The 16256-nt window shown below is 47.6% G+C and carries 15 protein-coding genes and 1 pseudogene; 15 read left to right on the top strand and 1 reads right to left on the bottom strand.

What is annotated here, in order from left to right:
• The 12 genes from RIG66_RS28155 (at position 1) to RIG66_RS28100 (ending at position 13854) form a co-directional block, all read left to right on the top strand.
• On the top strand, positions 1-1044 hold the full coding sequence (locus tag RIG66_RS28155; protein WP_446382759.1) for a hypothetical protein: 1044 nt from the start codon (positions 1-3) through the stop codon (positions 1042-1044).
• 12 nt (positions 1045-1056) lie between these two features.
• Positions 1057-1833, top strand: a complete 777-nt coding sequence (locus tag RIG66_RS28150) for a hypothetical protein (RefSeq protein WP_446382531.1) — start codon at positions 1057-1059, stop codon at positions 1831-1833.
• Positions 1833-3515 (top strand): TrbI/VirB10 family protein, encoded by a 1683-nt coding sequence (locus RIG66_RS28145; RefSeq protein ID WP_446382529.1) that lies wholly within the window; start codon positions 1833-1835, stop codon positions 3513-3515. The genes RIG66_RS28150 and RIG66_RS28145 overlap by 1 nt, the downstream gene beginning before the upstream one ends.
• A gap of 6 nt (positions 3516-3521) precedes the next feature.
• Complete coding sequence (locus tag RIG66_RS28140; RefSeq protein ID WP_446382528.1) at positions 3522-4247, top strand: hypothetical protein; 726 nt, start codon at positions 3522-3524, stop codon at positions 4245-4247.
• Positions 4244-6139: a hypothetical protein gene (locus RIG66_RS28135; RefSeq protein WP_446382526.1), complete on the top strand. Its 1896-nt coding sequence runs from the start codon at positions 4244-4246 to the stop codon at positions 6137-6139. The genes RIG66_RS28140 and RIG66_RS28135 overlap by 4 nt, the downstream gene beginning before the upstream one ends.
• Before the next feature lie 40 nt (positions 6140-6179).
• Positions 6180-6740 (top strand): hypothetical protein, encoded by a 561-nt coding sequence (locus tag RIG66_RS28130; protein ID WP_446382524.1) that lies wholly within the window; start codon positions 6180-6182, stop codon positions 6738-6740.
• Between the two features lie 58 nt (positions 6741-6798).
• Positions 6799-8703, top strand: coding sequence for a type IV secretory system conjugative DNA transfer family protein (locus RIG66_RS28125; RefSeq protein WP_446382522.1), 1905 nt, complete (start codon positions 6799-6801; stop codon positions 8701-8703).
• A 122-nt stretch (positions 8704-8825) separates the two neighbouring features.
• Entirely contained in the window at positions 8826-9194 is a 369-nt protein-coding gene (locus RIG66_RS28120; protein WP_446382520.1) for a hypothetical protein, read from the top strand.
• A gap of 63 nt (positions 9195-9257) precedes the next feature.
• A complete protein-coding gene (locus RIG66_RS28115) occupies positions 9258-10892 on the top strand; it encodes a hypothetical protein (protein WP_446382518.1) in 1635 nt (544 codons plus the stop codon).
• 2 nt (positions 10893-10894) lie between these two features.
• A complete protein-coding gene (locus RIG66_RS28110; protein WP_446382516.1) occupies positions 10895-12547 on the top strand; it encodes an ATP-binding protein in 1653 nt (550 codons plus the stop codon).
• Positions 12548-12730: 183 nt separating this feature from the next.
• On the top strand, positions 12731-13279 hold the full coding sequence (locus tag RIG66_RS28105; protein WP_446382514.1) for a type II toxin-antitoxin system TacA family antitoxin: 549 nt from the start codon (positions 12731-12733) through the stop codon (positions 13277-13279).
• Between the two features lie 71 nt (positions 13280-13350).
• Positions 13351-13854 carry a GNAT family N-acetyltransferase gene (locus RIG66_RS28100; protein ID WP_446382512.1) on the top strand — a complete coding sequence of 168 codons (504 nt, stop codon included), beginning with the start codon at positions 13351-13353 and terminating at the stop codon, positions 13852-13854.
• A gap of 112 nt (positions 13855-13966) precedes the next feature.
• Here the strand turns inward: RIG66_RS28100 and RIG66_RS28095 are convergent, their stop codons facing one another.
• Positions 13967-14743 (bottom strand): CHAT domain-containing protein, encoded by a 777-nt coding sequence (locus tag RIG66_RS28095; RefSeq protein WP_446382510.1) that lies wholly within the window; start codon positions 14741-14743, stop codon positions 13967-13969.
• Between the two features lie 182 nt (positions 14744-14925).
• Between RIG66_RS28095 and RIG66_RS28090 the strand changes: the two genes are divergently transcribed.
• From RIG66_RS28090 to RIG66_RS28080, 3 genes and pseudogenes are all read left to right on the top strand, one after another.
• A complete protein-coding gene (locus RIG66_RS28090; protein WP_446382508.1) occupies positions 14926-15255 on the top strand; it encodes a hypothetical protein in 330 nt (109 codons plus the stop codon).
• 360 nt (positions 15256-15615) lie between these two features.
• Complete coding sequence (locus RIG66_RS28085; protein WP_446382507.1) at positions 15616-16020, top strand: hypothetical protein; 405 nt, start codon at positions 15616-15618, stop codon at positions 16018-16020.
• 6 nt (positions 16021-16026) lie between these two features.
• A pseudogene (locus tag RIG66_RS28080) lies at positions 16027-16256 on the top strand (IS4 family transposase); the annotation flags it as partial.

The raw sequence follows: 16256 nt of genomic DNA, 5'->3' as shown, positions 1-16256 counted from the left end.
ATGGTTGTTTTAATTCCGTTCATTGTTGCCTCGATTAATCCCAATTCCGGTGAAAGTGCTGCCAAGATTACCTCCGATGGAGCGTTAGCGGCTGAGTCGATTGCGGCGGCAATGGATCAGCTTTGGCAGGATGTGCTGGGCAATAGTGGCGGTTTGTATGCCGCGATCGCTAATTTAGGGGTACTGTTTGCAATAGGAACGCTGCTGATTTGGGCAGTGCAGTGGGCGAAGACTCTGTTGGAGGATGGAACCGGATCATCCTTTTCAGAGATTATCTGGCCCCTGGTTGTTGTGGTGCTACTGGCAAATGATGGGGGGCTTTTAGCCACCTGTACGTTGCAGGTGCGCGGTATTATTAACCAAGCAAATCAAACGGTTTTGCAATCTACCTCTAGTTCCGTTCGCTTAGAGGAAGCGTATCGGCAGATCGTTCAGGAAATTGGGGCTGAGGATGCGGCGCGGGGCTTGCTTGACCAATGCGCGGCAATAGCTGACCAAGAACAGCAACTCTCTTGTCTGGAGAATGCCAAAGAGCAAGCCCAACAAATCTCTGGGAACTTGGATAACTCTCCATCAAATCGCTTTCAGAGATTTCTGGAACGGTTCAATGTAGGTGAGATTTTTAACACCAATATTTTGCAGATGGCTGTTCGCGGTTGGTTGATTGCATTTGGCATTGCTTTCCAGTGGATTGTCGAGATTTCTATGTTGCTAACGGGGTTGTTAGGTCCGTTAGCGGTGGGCGGGTCACTTTTACCCGTTGGCAATAAAGCAATTTTTGCTTGGCTAACTGGCTTTTTTTCAGTGGGAATGGTTAAGCTTTCTTTCAACATTATCAACGGCTTAGTTGCCGTTATGGTTTTGAATGCTGGGGATAGTGACCCGATGATTTTTGCCTTTGCCACTGGGCTAATTTCTCCTATTTTATCCCTAGCATTAGCCGCCGGAGGAGGGATGGCAGTTTTCAATAGTCTTTCAACTCTGGCTACGTTTGGTTTGGGACGGTTGCTCCCCTATAACGTTCAGAAAACATTAATCCGATAAATTAAGCAGACAATGACAGCAAGAGAACGCAATAATTATCGACTGCGCTTTCTCAGTTCACCCCAGGAAGCACGGTTTTCCTCCAGTGACCTTTTGGGTATTATTACGTTGTCCGCCATTGGACTCCATGTTTTAGGATTTGGTGTGGATTTTTTGCAGTATTTAACCTATAAAAATCTCAGCCATAAACCTGCACCAACTTTAGTCCAAATGGCAGATGGCTCCTCTATTCATGTTGCCCCCCTGGGTTCTCTGGAGCGAACTCCAGAGGTAATTCAGGAATTTGTTCGCGCTACCTTGGCGATGTTAATGACGTGGGAAGGGACAGTGCCATCTCCGGCAGAAGGGGGTCAGGAGATGAAAGATAAAGGTGTGAAAATCCGTTCCCCTGAGGGGCGTCAGGGTAAGGTGACAACACCTGCCTATCAAGCAGCATTTGCGTTGAGTGAAGACTTTCGCAAAGAGTTTCTCACGGAGGTGGCTCGTCTAACACCAGCCGGCGTTTTTCAAGAGGATACGCAAGTTATTTTTGTCCCCATTGATATTGGTAATCCGGTGAAGATTGAGTCGGGAAAATGGCGAGTGCCAATTGTGGCGAACTTGATTGTTGTAGACAATACCAATGTTTTGGGTGAAACCATTGCCTTTAATAAGGATGTATTTGTTCGAGCCGTAACCCCTCCTCAGTATGCATCTCATCTTCAAGGCATAGCCCAAATTGTTCAAGCCATCCGGACGAGTGGACTGGAAATTTATGCTATTCGAGATTTACAGCAACAGGAGCTTTGATGATGGTTCAGTTTCAAGAAATACCCGACAAGGGTAATAGTGAGGTCGAGAATTCCCCAAACGATTCTGTTGATCAGTTAACCCATGAAGTCGATGATTGGAGCGAAGAATCATTAGCGAAACTGATTGGTTTTGAGGAAGACGATACATCCAATCCGGCGGCTGTATCACCGGAACTATCGACTCAACCTGAGAATGGGGATAATCTAGAACCCGATAGCCCCATCTTGTCGATTGAGGAGCTGTTTGATGAGACCCAACCCGAACCCCAACCTATGTCTCAAAAGGGTTGGTCTAAAGGAGCATTGGTTGGGTCAGGATTACTGGTGGTCTTTGTTTGTGCTGGGTTGGTTTTGAGTCCGATTATGGATGGAATACAACCTTCACCCCAGACGGCTTCAAAACCGGAACCGTCGCCAACGCCTAAAGTGATGGCGGATGAACAAGGCAATCCTAATGGTAAGCTGAAAACCGAACTGGCTCTGTCGCAGCAGGCGGAAGAGTTAGAGAAAATTGATGAAGCACGCCAGCGGCGTTCTCAGGATGAGCAGGAAGGGGTTCAACCTGGAGAAACGGAACAAAACCCAGAGAGTAAGGCACAGACTCCTCAGAGAGCGCCCGTTCGTCGAACACCACCACCAGCGCCAGCGCCCCGGCGAACGGTAGCGAGAGCGCCTGCTCCTCGTCCTCAGCCCAGGCGGTCATCCGCTCTGTCTCAGGTGACTACTCCAACGATGGCGACAGCCCCGTCGAGTCCTCGTTCTCAGGTGCAACCTGAGGTGACCCCAAGCCCTAAGCCGACTGATCCTATGGAGCGCTGGACTGCTTTGGCACAGTTGGGCAGTTACGGTCAAGTGCAGGCTGAAAACGGTGAGGCACAGGGGGTACAACTGTCTCAAGAACGGCAGATGAGACGGGTATCGGTTCCATCGGCTGATCAGGTTTTGCCCCAGGAGTCTGTTGTCATAGCCGAGGCGGTGGACACCTTACCGCCCTCTACTGAGGGAGTGTTGGCAGAAGCCGAATCCAGAATTTTGCAAGGTAGACCTATTCGGCGAGCAACGGTGGGGACAATGGCATCAGGAGAACTGATGACTCCGGTTATCTGGTCAGGAGAAGGTAATACGGAAGGACGTTTTGTGGTCACGCTGAACCAACCCCTTCTGGATAGATTGGGGGTTGAAGTCCTCCCAGCGGGAACCCAGGTTGTGTTTGAGATAGCGAACGTCGCGGAGAACGGCTTGGTGCAAGCCAATGCTTTGTCTGTGGTTAAAGGCGATTGGGACTATGCTTTGCCGGACGGCGCTTTGGTGGTGCGCGGCTCTGGAGGGGAACCGCTGGTGGCTCAGGACTGGTTTGACCATGGGGATGAGATTGCCTCAATGGATGTTTCCACCGCATTACTGGGCGCTCTCACCCAGGTTGGGGAAGTGATCAATCGCCCGGAATCGCAAACCTCGACATCGATTACTAATGGCATCTCTTCCACCACAACCACATCGCAGACATCAGAACCTAATATTTGGGCAGCTGTCCTGGAAGGGGGAGCCACACCCATTCTAGAGCAAATTATGGAGCGCAATCAGAGTGCGATCGCTCGGCTGGATGAGATGGAAACCCTCTGGTATGTGGAAGCGGGAGCGGGAGTGCAGGTTTTTGTCAATCAGTCGTTTACGTTGTGAGAAGTTATGAAACTTAGAAATCTTCTGCTATCGGGGATTGTTTCGCTGTCGGTTTTGGGTGTACCCAGTCTGAGTTTAGCCTCTACAGGGGTTCGCCAGATGAGGGTTAATGAGAGTTCGGTATCAGAAATAAGGCTTGCACCGGGGTATGGGATCAATATCAGTTTTATGAGAACTGGGGAAGTGATTGAAAAAGTCTGGCTAGATGACCCGTCTTGGGTGGTGCTGGATGTGGATGGCTGTTTGGCGGGGTTGGGTGAGTCGGAGTGTGAAGCCTCTTCTGCAAAGGTTTTGCATTTGCGCCGCATTGAGCCGCTTTCTATTCCTGGCTTACTGTCAGCAACAAGCGCTCAGTTAACGGTGATTACTCGTTCGGCTTCCTTTGAGCGGCGGTTGAGTGTGTTTCGTGTGGTTCGGGCTTCGAGTCCTCCAGATTATCACACGGTTGAGGTGGTTCCGCCCGGTGTGCCAGGGCGATTAGTCGATGTTTCGGCTCTAGAGCGGGGGCGTCAGGAGGCGATTCGCCAAAATTTGTTGGAGTCAGGGAGTCTTTTAGATCGGCGAATTGTGCAGTTTTTAAGTTTGTTGGCTGCTTATCGGCTAGAAGATGCTCGGCAAAAGGCGGGAGTTTCTCTGGAGTTGGTAGAACGCCTGGAGCAGTTGGGTAGAGGTGAGGATTCGGGTTTTTCTGATGGGGGGAAGCCGTTTGTTGAGTTGCAGGGGGAACAATGATGAAAATGCGATCGCGTGGTTTATTCGTTTGGCTGTACTTTTTCGTGACGGGTATAGCTCTGTCCTTGGTACTGTCTGGACTGTTAATTGTAGCGCAATCGTCCCCAACGATGGCAGTCAGTAGCAGTGTGCCGACGGTTGAGTTCGGGGGAACACGGGTTCCTTCTTGGCAGAGCATTTCCTTTGATCGCCTGCCGCCGATTGCTAGTTCGGGTAGTTATCATGCCTCATCTGATATTATCTCTCAGTTGGGGTACGATCCTTCTCGCTCTTGGACAAAGGGGCAGAAACCTGAAGAGTATTTGGCGCTAGGGGACTTTCAAGATTCGTTCAGCCTGGAGAATTTTGACCTGGATACCATCAGTCAGATTGTGGGATTAGATTTGGATTCGGTGAGTTTGGCATCCTTGGGTCTAATGCCGTTCCAGACGCTGCAAAGTTTGGTTGATGGGATTGAATCTTTGGCAGAATTTCCGATTCGGGAAGTCCTACCCGTACAGGATTTAATTGAGCAAGCCGTTGGTCGAGTTAATGTGCATCAAACCATTGGGGAATTTCTGGAAAGAGCGCCACATTTGGGTGAGCTGGCTTTTGCCGATCTGCCCCTTGATGAATATGCCCTGAGGGATATTCCCAATCTCGATATTACACCCATTGAGCGGTTTAAAGATTGGCAGAGAACTCTAATTGGAGACATTCCCGGTTTGAGCCAGGTGCCATTCAGTGACTTTCCCAATCCCCCAGCCGCCGTCGGGGATGGGGTGGGTATTGTGGATGTGGTTTTTGGAGCCGCAGAACAGCAGCGCCAACGTACTATATCGGGCAGTACTCTTGAAGGGTTTGAGGTGTCTTGTGAGGCGGGCTGCGCTCATGTTGAACTGTCTGGCACTGAGAGTATTTTAGGGCGTCAGTGGGTCAGCGGTAAATATCAGGAAACCCGAGGCGGTTTTGGTGTTTTGGCAGCGGTTAATGGTGGGAAAGAACCTGTGGGTAGACACCTATTTGGCGATGCCTTTAAGGTTGTGTTGTGGGATATGGATGAAACCACAGGGACAGCGACTAGCGCCATGTTTTTTAGAATGTGCCAGCGCGGAATTCCTGATTTGGGCTGTACTCCGTATTTTATTGGACCTCTGCCTTTTATGACCTACCAGGAAATGGATTCGATTTTTTTGGGGCAGTTAGAGGCAGGAGATCCTTCAGTGGTTTCAACACCAACTCAGGTGGCTATTTCGGAAATGCAAGCTATTTCATCGAGTGAGTTTCAGCCTAATTCCAAACCGAGTACATCTGCGTCTGTGAAAAGTCGTGTTGGAAATTCGTTTGTATCTTCGGAAAGCTTGAGTTCATTTTTGCCACCGACCCTTTCTTGCTCAAATCAATATCAGGATGTAGTACTGGATGCCTTAGCTGTATCGCTATCGCAGATTGAAGGAGATTATGACACGGTTGGTGTCTTCACCTGTGACAGCCGTGGTCGCTGCGGACGCGGTTTAGGAGCAATGCAGTTTATGAGTTACCGGGATGATGTGCGCTCCAAAATCTTGGCAAAGTCTGGTGGAAAAGAGTTTTTAGAAGGGCTTGATCAAGGGGAATCGGTGAGCCAAGAGCAACTTCTATATTATTTTTCACCCGTTGACCAGCAGGATTTATTTGAGGCAGATGCCCGCTACTTGATTGATGCGGCGTCCCAAGAAACAGACCCAAAAACCGGAGATTATTTTACCGACAATCGCTTACTGGAACGGATAGCTCAGATGCATTTTGGCGGGGTTGCTGTGCCAATTGATTCACCCGCTACAGATATTCACCAAAAGTATTCCGTTCAATCTTACGGCTCTCAAGTAGCAAGAAACTATCAGCAGGTTATTTATTCAATGGGTTGTAATTAATGTAAACAATTGAATTGTTCATGTTGAAGAATAATGAGCCATGAAGAAAATTGTTGACCTTGGGGATTTATTAAATTTACCCGGAAAGCTAGCAGTATTTGGTGTTGGCTGTTCAGGGATTATTGTGCTAAGTTGGATGGCTTTTTCAGGCTCTACGTCGGCTGAGGAAGGATTTGTTCCCGCTTACCCGATTGTATCTGAGCCTTTGTTAGAGCAGGTGATTGAGGACAATTATTCAAGGGCGAGTGCGGAAGCTAAGTTGGACAAGAAGAGTGTGTTAGTTCAAACTGTTCCTATCCAAGGAGGTAATCAGCTTTTCATTTTTGACCTGAATACCCCAAATAGCTGTGGCAGACAAGGCTGTTTGTATGTGGTCTATACAGGAGACGGTAAGCGGGTATTGAGTTTGTATCTGAGGCGTTCTTTACCAGAAGATTACCCATTGTTTGCTGTCGAAAAATCGTCGTATGGCAATGAATTTCCTTGTCTGGTAGTTTCTCAGGTGGAGAAAAATGCTGTCGTCTCGAATCGATTTTGTTTTTCTCAAGGGTCTTTTTTGCCAGTTAATCGGCAGCGACAAAGCCGAGAAAATTCAAATTAGTTTAGGGACTAATTTCCGGATAGGGAAACCCAGCTTTTTTGCAAAATACCATAAGATTATGTTTGGCAAAACATTGAACAAGCCAGTCGTTCATTATCAAATTGCTGGCGTTGGTCAGGAAATACCCCCTTCGTTGCAATTGGGATGGGAACAATTAGAAGACAAGTTTGTTTCCCCCTTAGGGGCAGTGCTTTTCGGTTGTACAGCACTTCTCGTTGCTGCTCATATTTGGGGTGCTAAAAAGGGTAAAGTGGCAACAGCCTATTGGGGGGGTTCTCAGGAGAAAGGGAAAGCGGCAAAAAAAGCGAAAAAGCAGATCAAAAACGTGGCGCGGAACAGTGTGGCACTCTTTATTGGAACGCCAGCTTTTATCCGCTCTCATTTGGAACAAGAGTGGGTTCAAAGGGGGCGAGTTCATCCAACTCGGCGCTGGGAAAAAGCACTTCGAGGATTTTTTAGCGCGTCGCCGACGCTGTATGTGCCGGATGCACAGCGGGGTATTTCCGTGTGTGGAGGTGCGGGGACGGGAAAAACCTACTCAGTGATTGACCCGTTGGTGCGTTCGGCGTTTGATCAAGGATTTCCGGTATGTCTTTATGATTTTAAGTATCCGGCGCAGACTCTGCGAGCGGTGGCGTATGCGCTCAAGCGGGGTTACAATGTGCGGGTGTTTGCACCGGGGTTTGCTGAAAGTGAGAGTTGCAATCCTCTAGACTTTTTACGGGATGAAGAAGACGCTGTAGCGGCGGGTCAGTTGGCGGAGGTGATTAATCGGAACTTCGATAGGGGGGGAGCGGATAATGGCGATCGCTTTTTCTCCGAAGCGGGTGATACGCTGGTAGCAGGCGTTTTGATGCTGACTAAGGCAGTGGGACGGCTACGTTCTCCTCAATACTGTGACTTGATGATGGCACAGGCAATTTTGAGTCTTGACCAGTTGCCACAGCGCCTGGAGTTGGCATCGAAAAATGGAACGTTGAAGGTTTGGACGAGCCGACCCCTTTCTCAGCTTATCAGTGTTAAGGATTCGGAAAAGACAGTGGCGGGCATTTTGGGTACGGCACAGCGAATCTTTCAGCGTTTCCTGAAGAAAGACTTTGTGGGGGCGTTTTGTGGCAAGACGACGCTACCTTTGGATTTGGATGGGAAGCAGTTGATTGTTTTTGGATTAGACCGGAATAATCGGGATATTGTCGGACCTCTGCTAGCGGCGATTTTGCATATGGTTGTGGTGCGGAATGTTTCGCGCACTGTACCTCGTCAAGACCCGTTAGTAACAGTGTTAGATGAACTACCAACTCTATATTTACCACAATTAGTTAATTGGCTTAATGAGAATAGAGAAGATGGATTTTGTGGCATTCTAGGATATCAGAATTTGTCTCAGTTAGAGAAGGGTTATGGTCGAGAGCTAGCACGGGCAATTTTTGGGGGAACGGCGACTAAGTTTTTGTTTAATCCCCAGGATGGGGAATCAGCTAAGTTATTTGCTGACTATTTGGGTGAACAAGAAATTCAGTTTCGGTCGAAAAGCCTGACGCGCAGTGCAGGCAAAGGTGGACGTTCTCACAGTCTGACTGACCACCATCAAAAGCGGTATTTATTGGAGCCTTCTGAATTTTTGAAGTTAGGAACGGGTCGGGCGGTTGTGGTGAATCCGGGTTATCAACGGGGTCAAGAAGCTTACGTTCCGGTATTGCAGTCGATTAAGGTGCCGCCAGCAGATATTGCTCAGCAGAAATGGTCGGAAGGGAAATGGGATGTGATAAAACGGCGGTTAATTGAGCGCAATCATTGTTTGATTTCCGATGACGAGCGTCGAGAGCAGTTTGAGGAACGTCGCGCTTTGGCTGAGAAATTATTTCCCCTACCCCAAGTTAATCCGGAGGCTTATGAGGGTTCTGTTGAGGCAGAGACGAATTCTACAGGGTTTAGTTCTTCACTTGTCCCAGAAGCTTTTTAAAGCGGAGGTTCAGTAATAGCTGTTAGAGGTCACAAGACGTAAAAAGAGGGAAGATTTACTAGCTGAATTTGACCCGTTTGAGGCAATTTCAGTAGATAGTTCGATTAGGGGATTTTTGAACAATGTTTAATTTTGAGAGTCATAGGGGTGTGATTGAACAATTGCTTAAAGAATTATCGATTGAATCCATAGAGGTTTTGCTGCGCTATCCCCAGTGGAGAATGCGAGTCATTGAAGCTTATCATTGTTCCCCGTTGCCTATGGATTATTCTCCCCTAGTGGTTGAGGTATTTGACCAACAGGGTTTACTTGCTGGTCGAGTGGGTGATTATGGGTATTCAGTTGAGGTGCCATTCGACCATGTTTCTGAGTTTACTGCTTGGTATTTTGATGGGGAGTTAGTTTTGTTTCAGGGGGGTGGGGAGATAGTCATTAATCGCCTGTCATTGGTGAGTGTTGCGGCTCTGTTTGAGAGGTCAGATGAGCGGTAATAGTAAGCTGTTTCCTATCTAGGAGGGAGTCTGGGGAAAGCGTTAATTTATACAGGAGGTTTTATGTTTTCAGTGTCTCCAGGAAACGCGGCATCTTTCCAGGAACGTTATCAACAGCTTGTCGAAGCTTGGTTAAAGACGTTTTTGGACATGAATTTGCCGGAGTTGGAGCGGGATTTAGAGGATGAGTCAGCGAATGTGCAAATTGTTCAGACGGATGAAAATGGGAAGACGGTTTTGCTTTATGGTAAAGATGAAAAGGGTAATTTTGTCAATGATTTGACGCCTGAGCATATTCAGCAATTTGAGGGAATTCGTTCCTGGTCTAGGGGTGAAGGTGTTGAGAAGCAGGAAGGGTTGACGTTTCAAATCAATGGTCAGCCAATTCTTCACGTTGATTCACGAGGGCGGGCAACTACGTTTACGCCAGAAAAGGTTCAGGAAACGGAGGCAGGTGTTGCACCCAAAGCTGGGGTGTCAGGGATGGCAGATGGGTTAGTGTCGCCTGAACGGAGCCAAGAGAGGGAGTCTGGGGTATCTCAAACCCTGGAGGATTTGACTGGGGAACACCCCAATCGCCAGGAACGCAACGCACAGTTAGAAGTTTTAGCGGAACTGATGGTACCGTTGGTGTTGGAGCAACTTAAGCGCGATCGCGTGAGCCAGGAGGACAATCAGCCGCAATCAACGAAGGATGCACAACCAGAACTATTTGAAGACTTCTTTGCGGTTAATCCCAATAAAGGAGTTGAGAGAACTCGAAAGGAATCTGGTGAGATCCATCCAAGTGTACCTCATCGTTCTGGGGAGTCGGTAGGGAGGATAAATCGGCAACCGACAAAGAAGGGTTTGGATGCGGTGATGGAGTCTGTTGAGCGATTGCCGGAGGCTGCGGTTAAGTCTCTGATGCAGGGGTTGACGTCCCAGATGCAGTCGCCGCCGTTGTCTAGTGACTCGTCGATTTCTCAGGTACAGGAATTGGTGCGGGAACGCTTGGGCAAACGTAACAGAGATAAGACTCGTTGGTGGCAGACGCTATCGGTGACGGTGCAATCCTCAATGGCTAAGGTGCATGGTTATTGGCAGCAGTATCGAGCGGCATCTACGCTGAAGCGGTTTGCTCATCAGATCCAGTTGCGTTCAGGGCAGGTTTACGAGGGGGCTTCCTATCGTTTATCTAAGCAGGGGTTGAGGTACAGACTTGCTGATCAACAGAATAATCCCCTGATGGAATTTGATGCCACGGTTTTGGGGGTTAGGGTGGATCAGGGGTTGCCGCCATTAGCTGAGGCGGATTTGGCACAGGTGCAACAGTTGGAGGCTTCTGTTGCAGCGTCTCGGCAGCCTGAGGGCGGGTTTCGGTCAATGGCAAGCCATGAAGCTGATTATTTGGCACGGGTGAATCGGATTACCCAGGCTTTGAGTGATTATGCCGCGACTCAGGGCGGGAATGTGCGGATTGATGGCAAGTTTTCCTATAAGTGGCGGGCTACGGCTGATGGTCGAGTACGCATCGATGCTAAGGATGGGCGCGGGGCGTTGTTGGCTAAGGCTGGAGGGGAGTTACGCAGCCGCATGGATGAGAAGGATTTGGTGCATTTCGAGCAGGTTTTGAAGGCGCTGGTTGTACAGACTAAACCTGAGTCGGTGGTGTCTGTCGGGGAGCCAAGTCGGAAGATGCAGTTGGAGATGGATTGATTATGAGTTTAGCTGAAGTTACTGTGGCGATTGAGTCGGGTTGTCATGTTGTTTCGCTACAAGCGTCGTTAATTGAGCGGGTGAATGTGATTCGGGCGATAGAGAGGGAGTTGGCGATCGCGTTTGGGTTACGTTGTTATTTGTGGAATTTGGGAACGGGGCGTTTTCAGGAGTTGTCGCGGGCTGTTTCCAGTCAGGGGAATTCGGATGTGTGCGGTGTGGAGCGATCGCAGCCACTGGATGTGCTGGAGTTTTTGTCTGACAAGGCAGTGCCGGGAGTCTATATTTTAGAAGATTTGCATCCGTTTCTGGATCAGGAAGCTGATGATGTGCCATCTCGGATGGTGGCGGGGCGAGTGGTGTCTCAGCTAATTAATATTGCTTCGGATCGGTCGGATGGTTCGATATATCTGATTTTACTGGGTTTGCAGAACGTGGAGCTGCCAGAGGTGATTAGGAGCCTGATTCCGGAGGTTTGGTATCCTTTGCCCGATTATCAGGAGAGAGAGGCGATGCTGCGCCAGTTTTTACCTCAGATTGAATCGGGAGTCGATTTAGAGATAGTTCCTACATTAGCGCAACGAGCTGGTGGGTTGTCTATTGAGGAGATTAAGATGAGTTTGCGCTTGGCTGTGGCGAAAAGTGGTGGTTCTTTGGCTTCAAAGGGGGTGGGTTTACTGCTGGATTTTAAGGTGGAGCGCTTGAAGCAGTTTGATTTGGCGTTTACACCGTCACCCGATGTGTCGGATTTTGGTGGGATGGATCGGATTCGGGACGCTATTGATGGGGTGAAGCGGGATTACACTCAGGCGGCTAGGCGGTTGGGGATTCCTTTGCCCAAGGGGTGGTTGCTGGTGGGTCCTCCGGGGACGGGGAAGACGTTGGTCTGTCAGTTCTGTGCTAAGATGCTGGAGTTTCCTCTGATTAGCGTGGATACGAGTGCGATCGCGGCGGGAGGTGCGTCTTATTTGCGGCGGTTAATTGACCGGGTGGAGGCATCGGCACCAGCTGTGGTTTATTTGGATGAGTTTGATAAGCTGTTTCCTGATCCCGGTGTTCCGGCTGATGTGAAGCAGCGCCAGGTGCTGGGATTTCTGCTGACGTGGTTACAGAATAAGGTTTCTCAGACGTTTGTGATTGCTACGCTGAATCGGTTGGACGCTTTGCCGCCGGAGTTGACGCGCTTGGGGCGGTTTGATGAGGTTTTCTATGTGGATTTCCCCCAAGCGGGTGAGCGTAAGGATATTTTACACTTACATTTGGCACGATTTGACCACCGCTATCGCCATGGCTCGGTGTTGACGATGAAGGAATGGCGGATTCTGCTGTCTCGCACGGTTAATTGTACGGGGGCTGAGTTGGCGGGGATGGTGGAGAAGGCAGCTAAGCGGCAGTTTCATGCTGGGGCGAGGGAAATTACTTTGGGGTTGGATGAGCTGATGGCGGCGCGGGAGGAGATTACTCCGCTGTATATGGCGGATACGGATCGCCTGCTGCGGATGCGGAATGCGGCAAAACGGATGGCGACTTCGGCGGCGTCTGTGGATGATTCAGCGTATGCGCCACCGCCGATGACGTTGTGGGGTAATGTAGAGGGGGATTCGAGTGTTTTTTCTTCAGAAACAGATGTTAACGCCATTCTCCCTGAAGGGTAAAGGCTGTCCAATAATAGGGGTTTCGCCAATCAATATTTTCATTTTGCCACTGGTTTTATCAGTTGGTTAAACAAAAATAGGGACTTCCTTTGTCGGTTATAAAGCCAGTTTGGGCTTTATTTGGCGTTTATTTTTGTTTAAGTTATAAAATAACAGTAAGAATCGATACTTCAAGGTTATACCGTGCCAAAACTGACGATTGAAGTCCCTGAAGAAAATAAGGAGCGCCTGCAAACGCTTCTGGTTCGTAGCCAAGCAGGTGAACTGACGCCGAGTGAACAACAGGAACTTAATCAGTATCTAGCGATTGAGGACATTGAGGAGGCGAGAGCATTTACACCGTCTCAATCTTTGGGTTCAGAGTATCACGATGATAGTTCGCCCAACCTGTTTACACAGAACAGTTCTCTAACACAATCGGTGTCAGAGGTAGGGATGATGGGACAATCCTTGGCAAAGGGAAGTCAATCCCCTGATACCCAGGAAACTTATATCAGCTTGATTCTGGAACCTCAACACAAGAAAACTCTGGAAAAGGCGGCGGCTAAACGGTGTTTAACTTTGAGTGAATATCTACTTGAACTTGTTCTGGATGCAGCGACTCAGGAATTAGCGACTCCAGAACCCATGGTTTTAGATGAACAAGATTGGGATATCTTTGCCTCGGCTTTGAAAAATCCACCTGAACCCAATAGGGTTTTAAAAGAGGCGTTTAAAAAGTATCAGAATTAATCGGGGAATGGGTAACTGTATGACAGAAATGGTGTAGCATCTATTGTTTTGTAAACAGGAATCGTCTTGAGGTGACATGGATATTTAAGCCGATAGATAACTCGGTAAACCGGGATAACTTTGACTGCGGCGTTCCAGAATTAAATGATTATCTCAAAAGATATGCCAAACAAAATCATCAAAAGGGTATCGCTAAAACATTCGTAGCCATTCCCGAAGACGGAGAACCGAATGTTGCGGGTTATTATTCGGTGAGTATGTCGGAAATTCAACGGGAGTCGATGCCGAAAAGTTATGGGAAAGGATTGCCACGTTATCCGGTGCCAGCGATGCGGATGGGAAAACTGGCAGTTGATTCCTCAATGCAGGGTAGAAAGTTGGGAGAAGCTTTGCTGATGGAGTGTTTGCGTCGTGCGATTCGTCTTTCTCAGGATGTGGGTATTTTTGCAGTTGTAGTTGATGCACTGAATGAGGAGGCTAAGGCGTTTTATTTGAGATATGGTTTTATCGCGTTACAAAATAATTCGCTGTCATTATTTATTCCTTTGAAAACAGTATCAAAGGCTATGGAATAAATTTTAGGGTTAAATTTGGCGCACGCTGGGAAAGGGTAAATATGGGCAAAGGGCGCACGTTAGTAAAGGGCGCACGTCGGTGCGCCCCTACATAATGATGGCATATTTGTGTTTAACGCCACTCACCCTGAAGGGTAAAGGCTGCCCAATAATAGGGTTTTCGCCAATCAACATTGCTTTGCCACATGGCTAATTGTGCCTGTCGCAAGGCTTCGGCTGGAGGTAGATTTTCTTGCAGATATTTTTGATAAAATTGGCTCATGAGTTCGGCGGTTGATGCATCGTTGACATTCCATAATGAGGCAATAATCCTTGGTGCGCCTGCATACATGAATCCTCTTGTCAAGCCGACGATTCCTTCTCCTTTGACATTTTTTCCACTGCCTGTTTGACAAGCGCTTAAGACGACTAATTCGGCGGGGAGATTGAGGTTGAAAATATCATTCAGGCGTAAGAAGCCGTTTTGGGGATTACCTTGAGAATCTACTAAGGATACAACTAATCCTGATAGTTCTGGGTATTCACGATTGAGGATGCCATGGGTGGCAAAATGGATAATCTGATAGTTACTTAAATCGGAACGTTTGACTCGGTTTAAATTGGCGTCAAAATCGAAAATACCCAAACTCGATTTGTTGGGAAGTAGTTCAAGAATATCATCGGCTTCATCGCGGGTAAAGGGTAGAGGTTGTAAGTCGAGTTCGGCGGTGGTGGTTGAGCGTTCTAAACTACGTTGGGCGATGTCTTCTGTACCACGATTTCCTTTAGATGGAGGGTTGGTTTCACCGTTGAAGCGTTTATCATCTGGAGAGAAAACGGGGTCAGCGATAATGGCAAGAGTGTTAGGTGCCTGAAGGGGTGACAAGCAGCTCAAAAGCTTGGCCGGCAAAGCATTTCCCCCTTCAAGCCTCGAAAAGATGAGAGCTTATTGACAGGTTTATTGCGAATGAATACGTGAATGAGAATGATAATCACCTGGGTGATGATCCAAGAGTCAGTTGGTTATCTTTAATCCTTAAATGCTCCCCCCTTCAGCAGCACCCCTTCAGGTCACAAGGTTTTGGGGGCGGCGTGCGTGAAGCTCTCGCTATCGCTTCTTCGAATCGCGTCGAAGAAGCGGGTGATTCAAACCCCTTGTCAGGCATGGGTTGTGGAGAAAGGCAATCTGGAGGAAGAGAGGCGCATGCGATCGCGCAATTAAAGGGAATAGAAAATATTGCGCTTGAAACCCTGATACAAACAAAGCACAGAGCGATTAAACAGGAGAAAAGACGACAGAAAAATCCCGAAAAGTCTCACCGTGAGGGAATTTCAATTTTGGGGCTGAGTGGAATTGCTTCCGTTAGGACATTTTGGAGTTTTTGCAAAAACTTAAATGAAAATATATGTATTTTATGGTAAAAAAAGAGCGGTCTATCTCGGTTCAAGTTAACCGCCCAATAAATAATGCTACCCCGATTCTATCACAGTTGTCTTAAGAATTATTTAAGTGAGTCTCAACTCCTCACCCTGGAAATTTTACTGTGGCTGCTTCAAGTACACAAAGAAGTCAAGATTGAGAGATTAGCCGCGCTCTTTCCTGTACCCATCCTCTATCAAAGTAGGAGAAAACATCTACAAAGGTTTTTAGTTCTTCCCAATCTTAGTCTACCATTAATTTGGTTCCCGATACTTAAATATATATTAAGAACTCAAGTTCCTCTCGGGAGTCGTGTTATTCTGGCTATAGATAGAACCCAATGGGACAGCAATAACTTGTTAATGATTGCTGTGATTTGGAAAAAACGTTCTTTTCCTGTATATTGGCAATTTTTGGAGAAAGCGGGCAGTAGCAATATATCCGAACAAATAGCAGTTATTCGTCCAGTCTTAAAATTGCTTTCCCGTTATCAAATTGTTCTCATTGGAGATCGGGAATTCCGCCGCGTTGAACTAGCCTACTGGCTGAAGACAAAGAAGGTATTTTTTGCATTGCGGATCAAGCAAGATACTTATATCCGTCAATCAAAAGGAAACTATCAACAGCTAAGTGAGTTAGGTTTAACTCCGGGGATGAAGTTATTTCATTCGGGAGTTAATTATACAAAGAAAAAGGGATTTGGTCGTTTTAATTTAGCCGCTTATTGGAAACGGAAGTATCGAGGTTCATCTGAAAAACAAGGCTAATTCATTTTGACCAATTTAAGTAGTATTGATGAAGTTATTCAGGTTTATCAATCTCGCAGTGGTATAGAATCCTTGTTCAAAGATTGTAAGACGGGTGGCTATAACCTAGAAGGAACTAAGGCATGCATAGAACGTTTAAATCGTTTAGTCTTATTAATTGCAATGGCTTATACTATCGCTTCTTTAAAAGGTAACAAAACTCGCTGTCAAAAGCAACAAAAATATGTCTGTCGTCT

This window comes from Coleofasciculus sp. E2-BRE-01, from assembly GCF_040221695.1.
Taxonomy (GTDB): Bacteria; Cyanobacteriota; Cyanobacteriia; order Cyanobacteriales; family Coleofasciculaceae; genus Coleofasciculus.
This window is presented reverse-complemented; position numbering and strand designations above follow the sequence as displayed.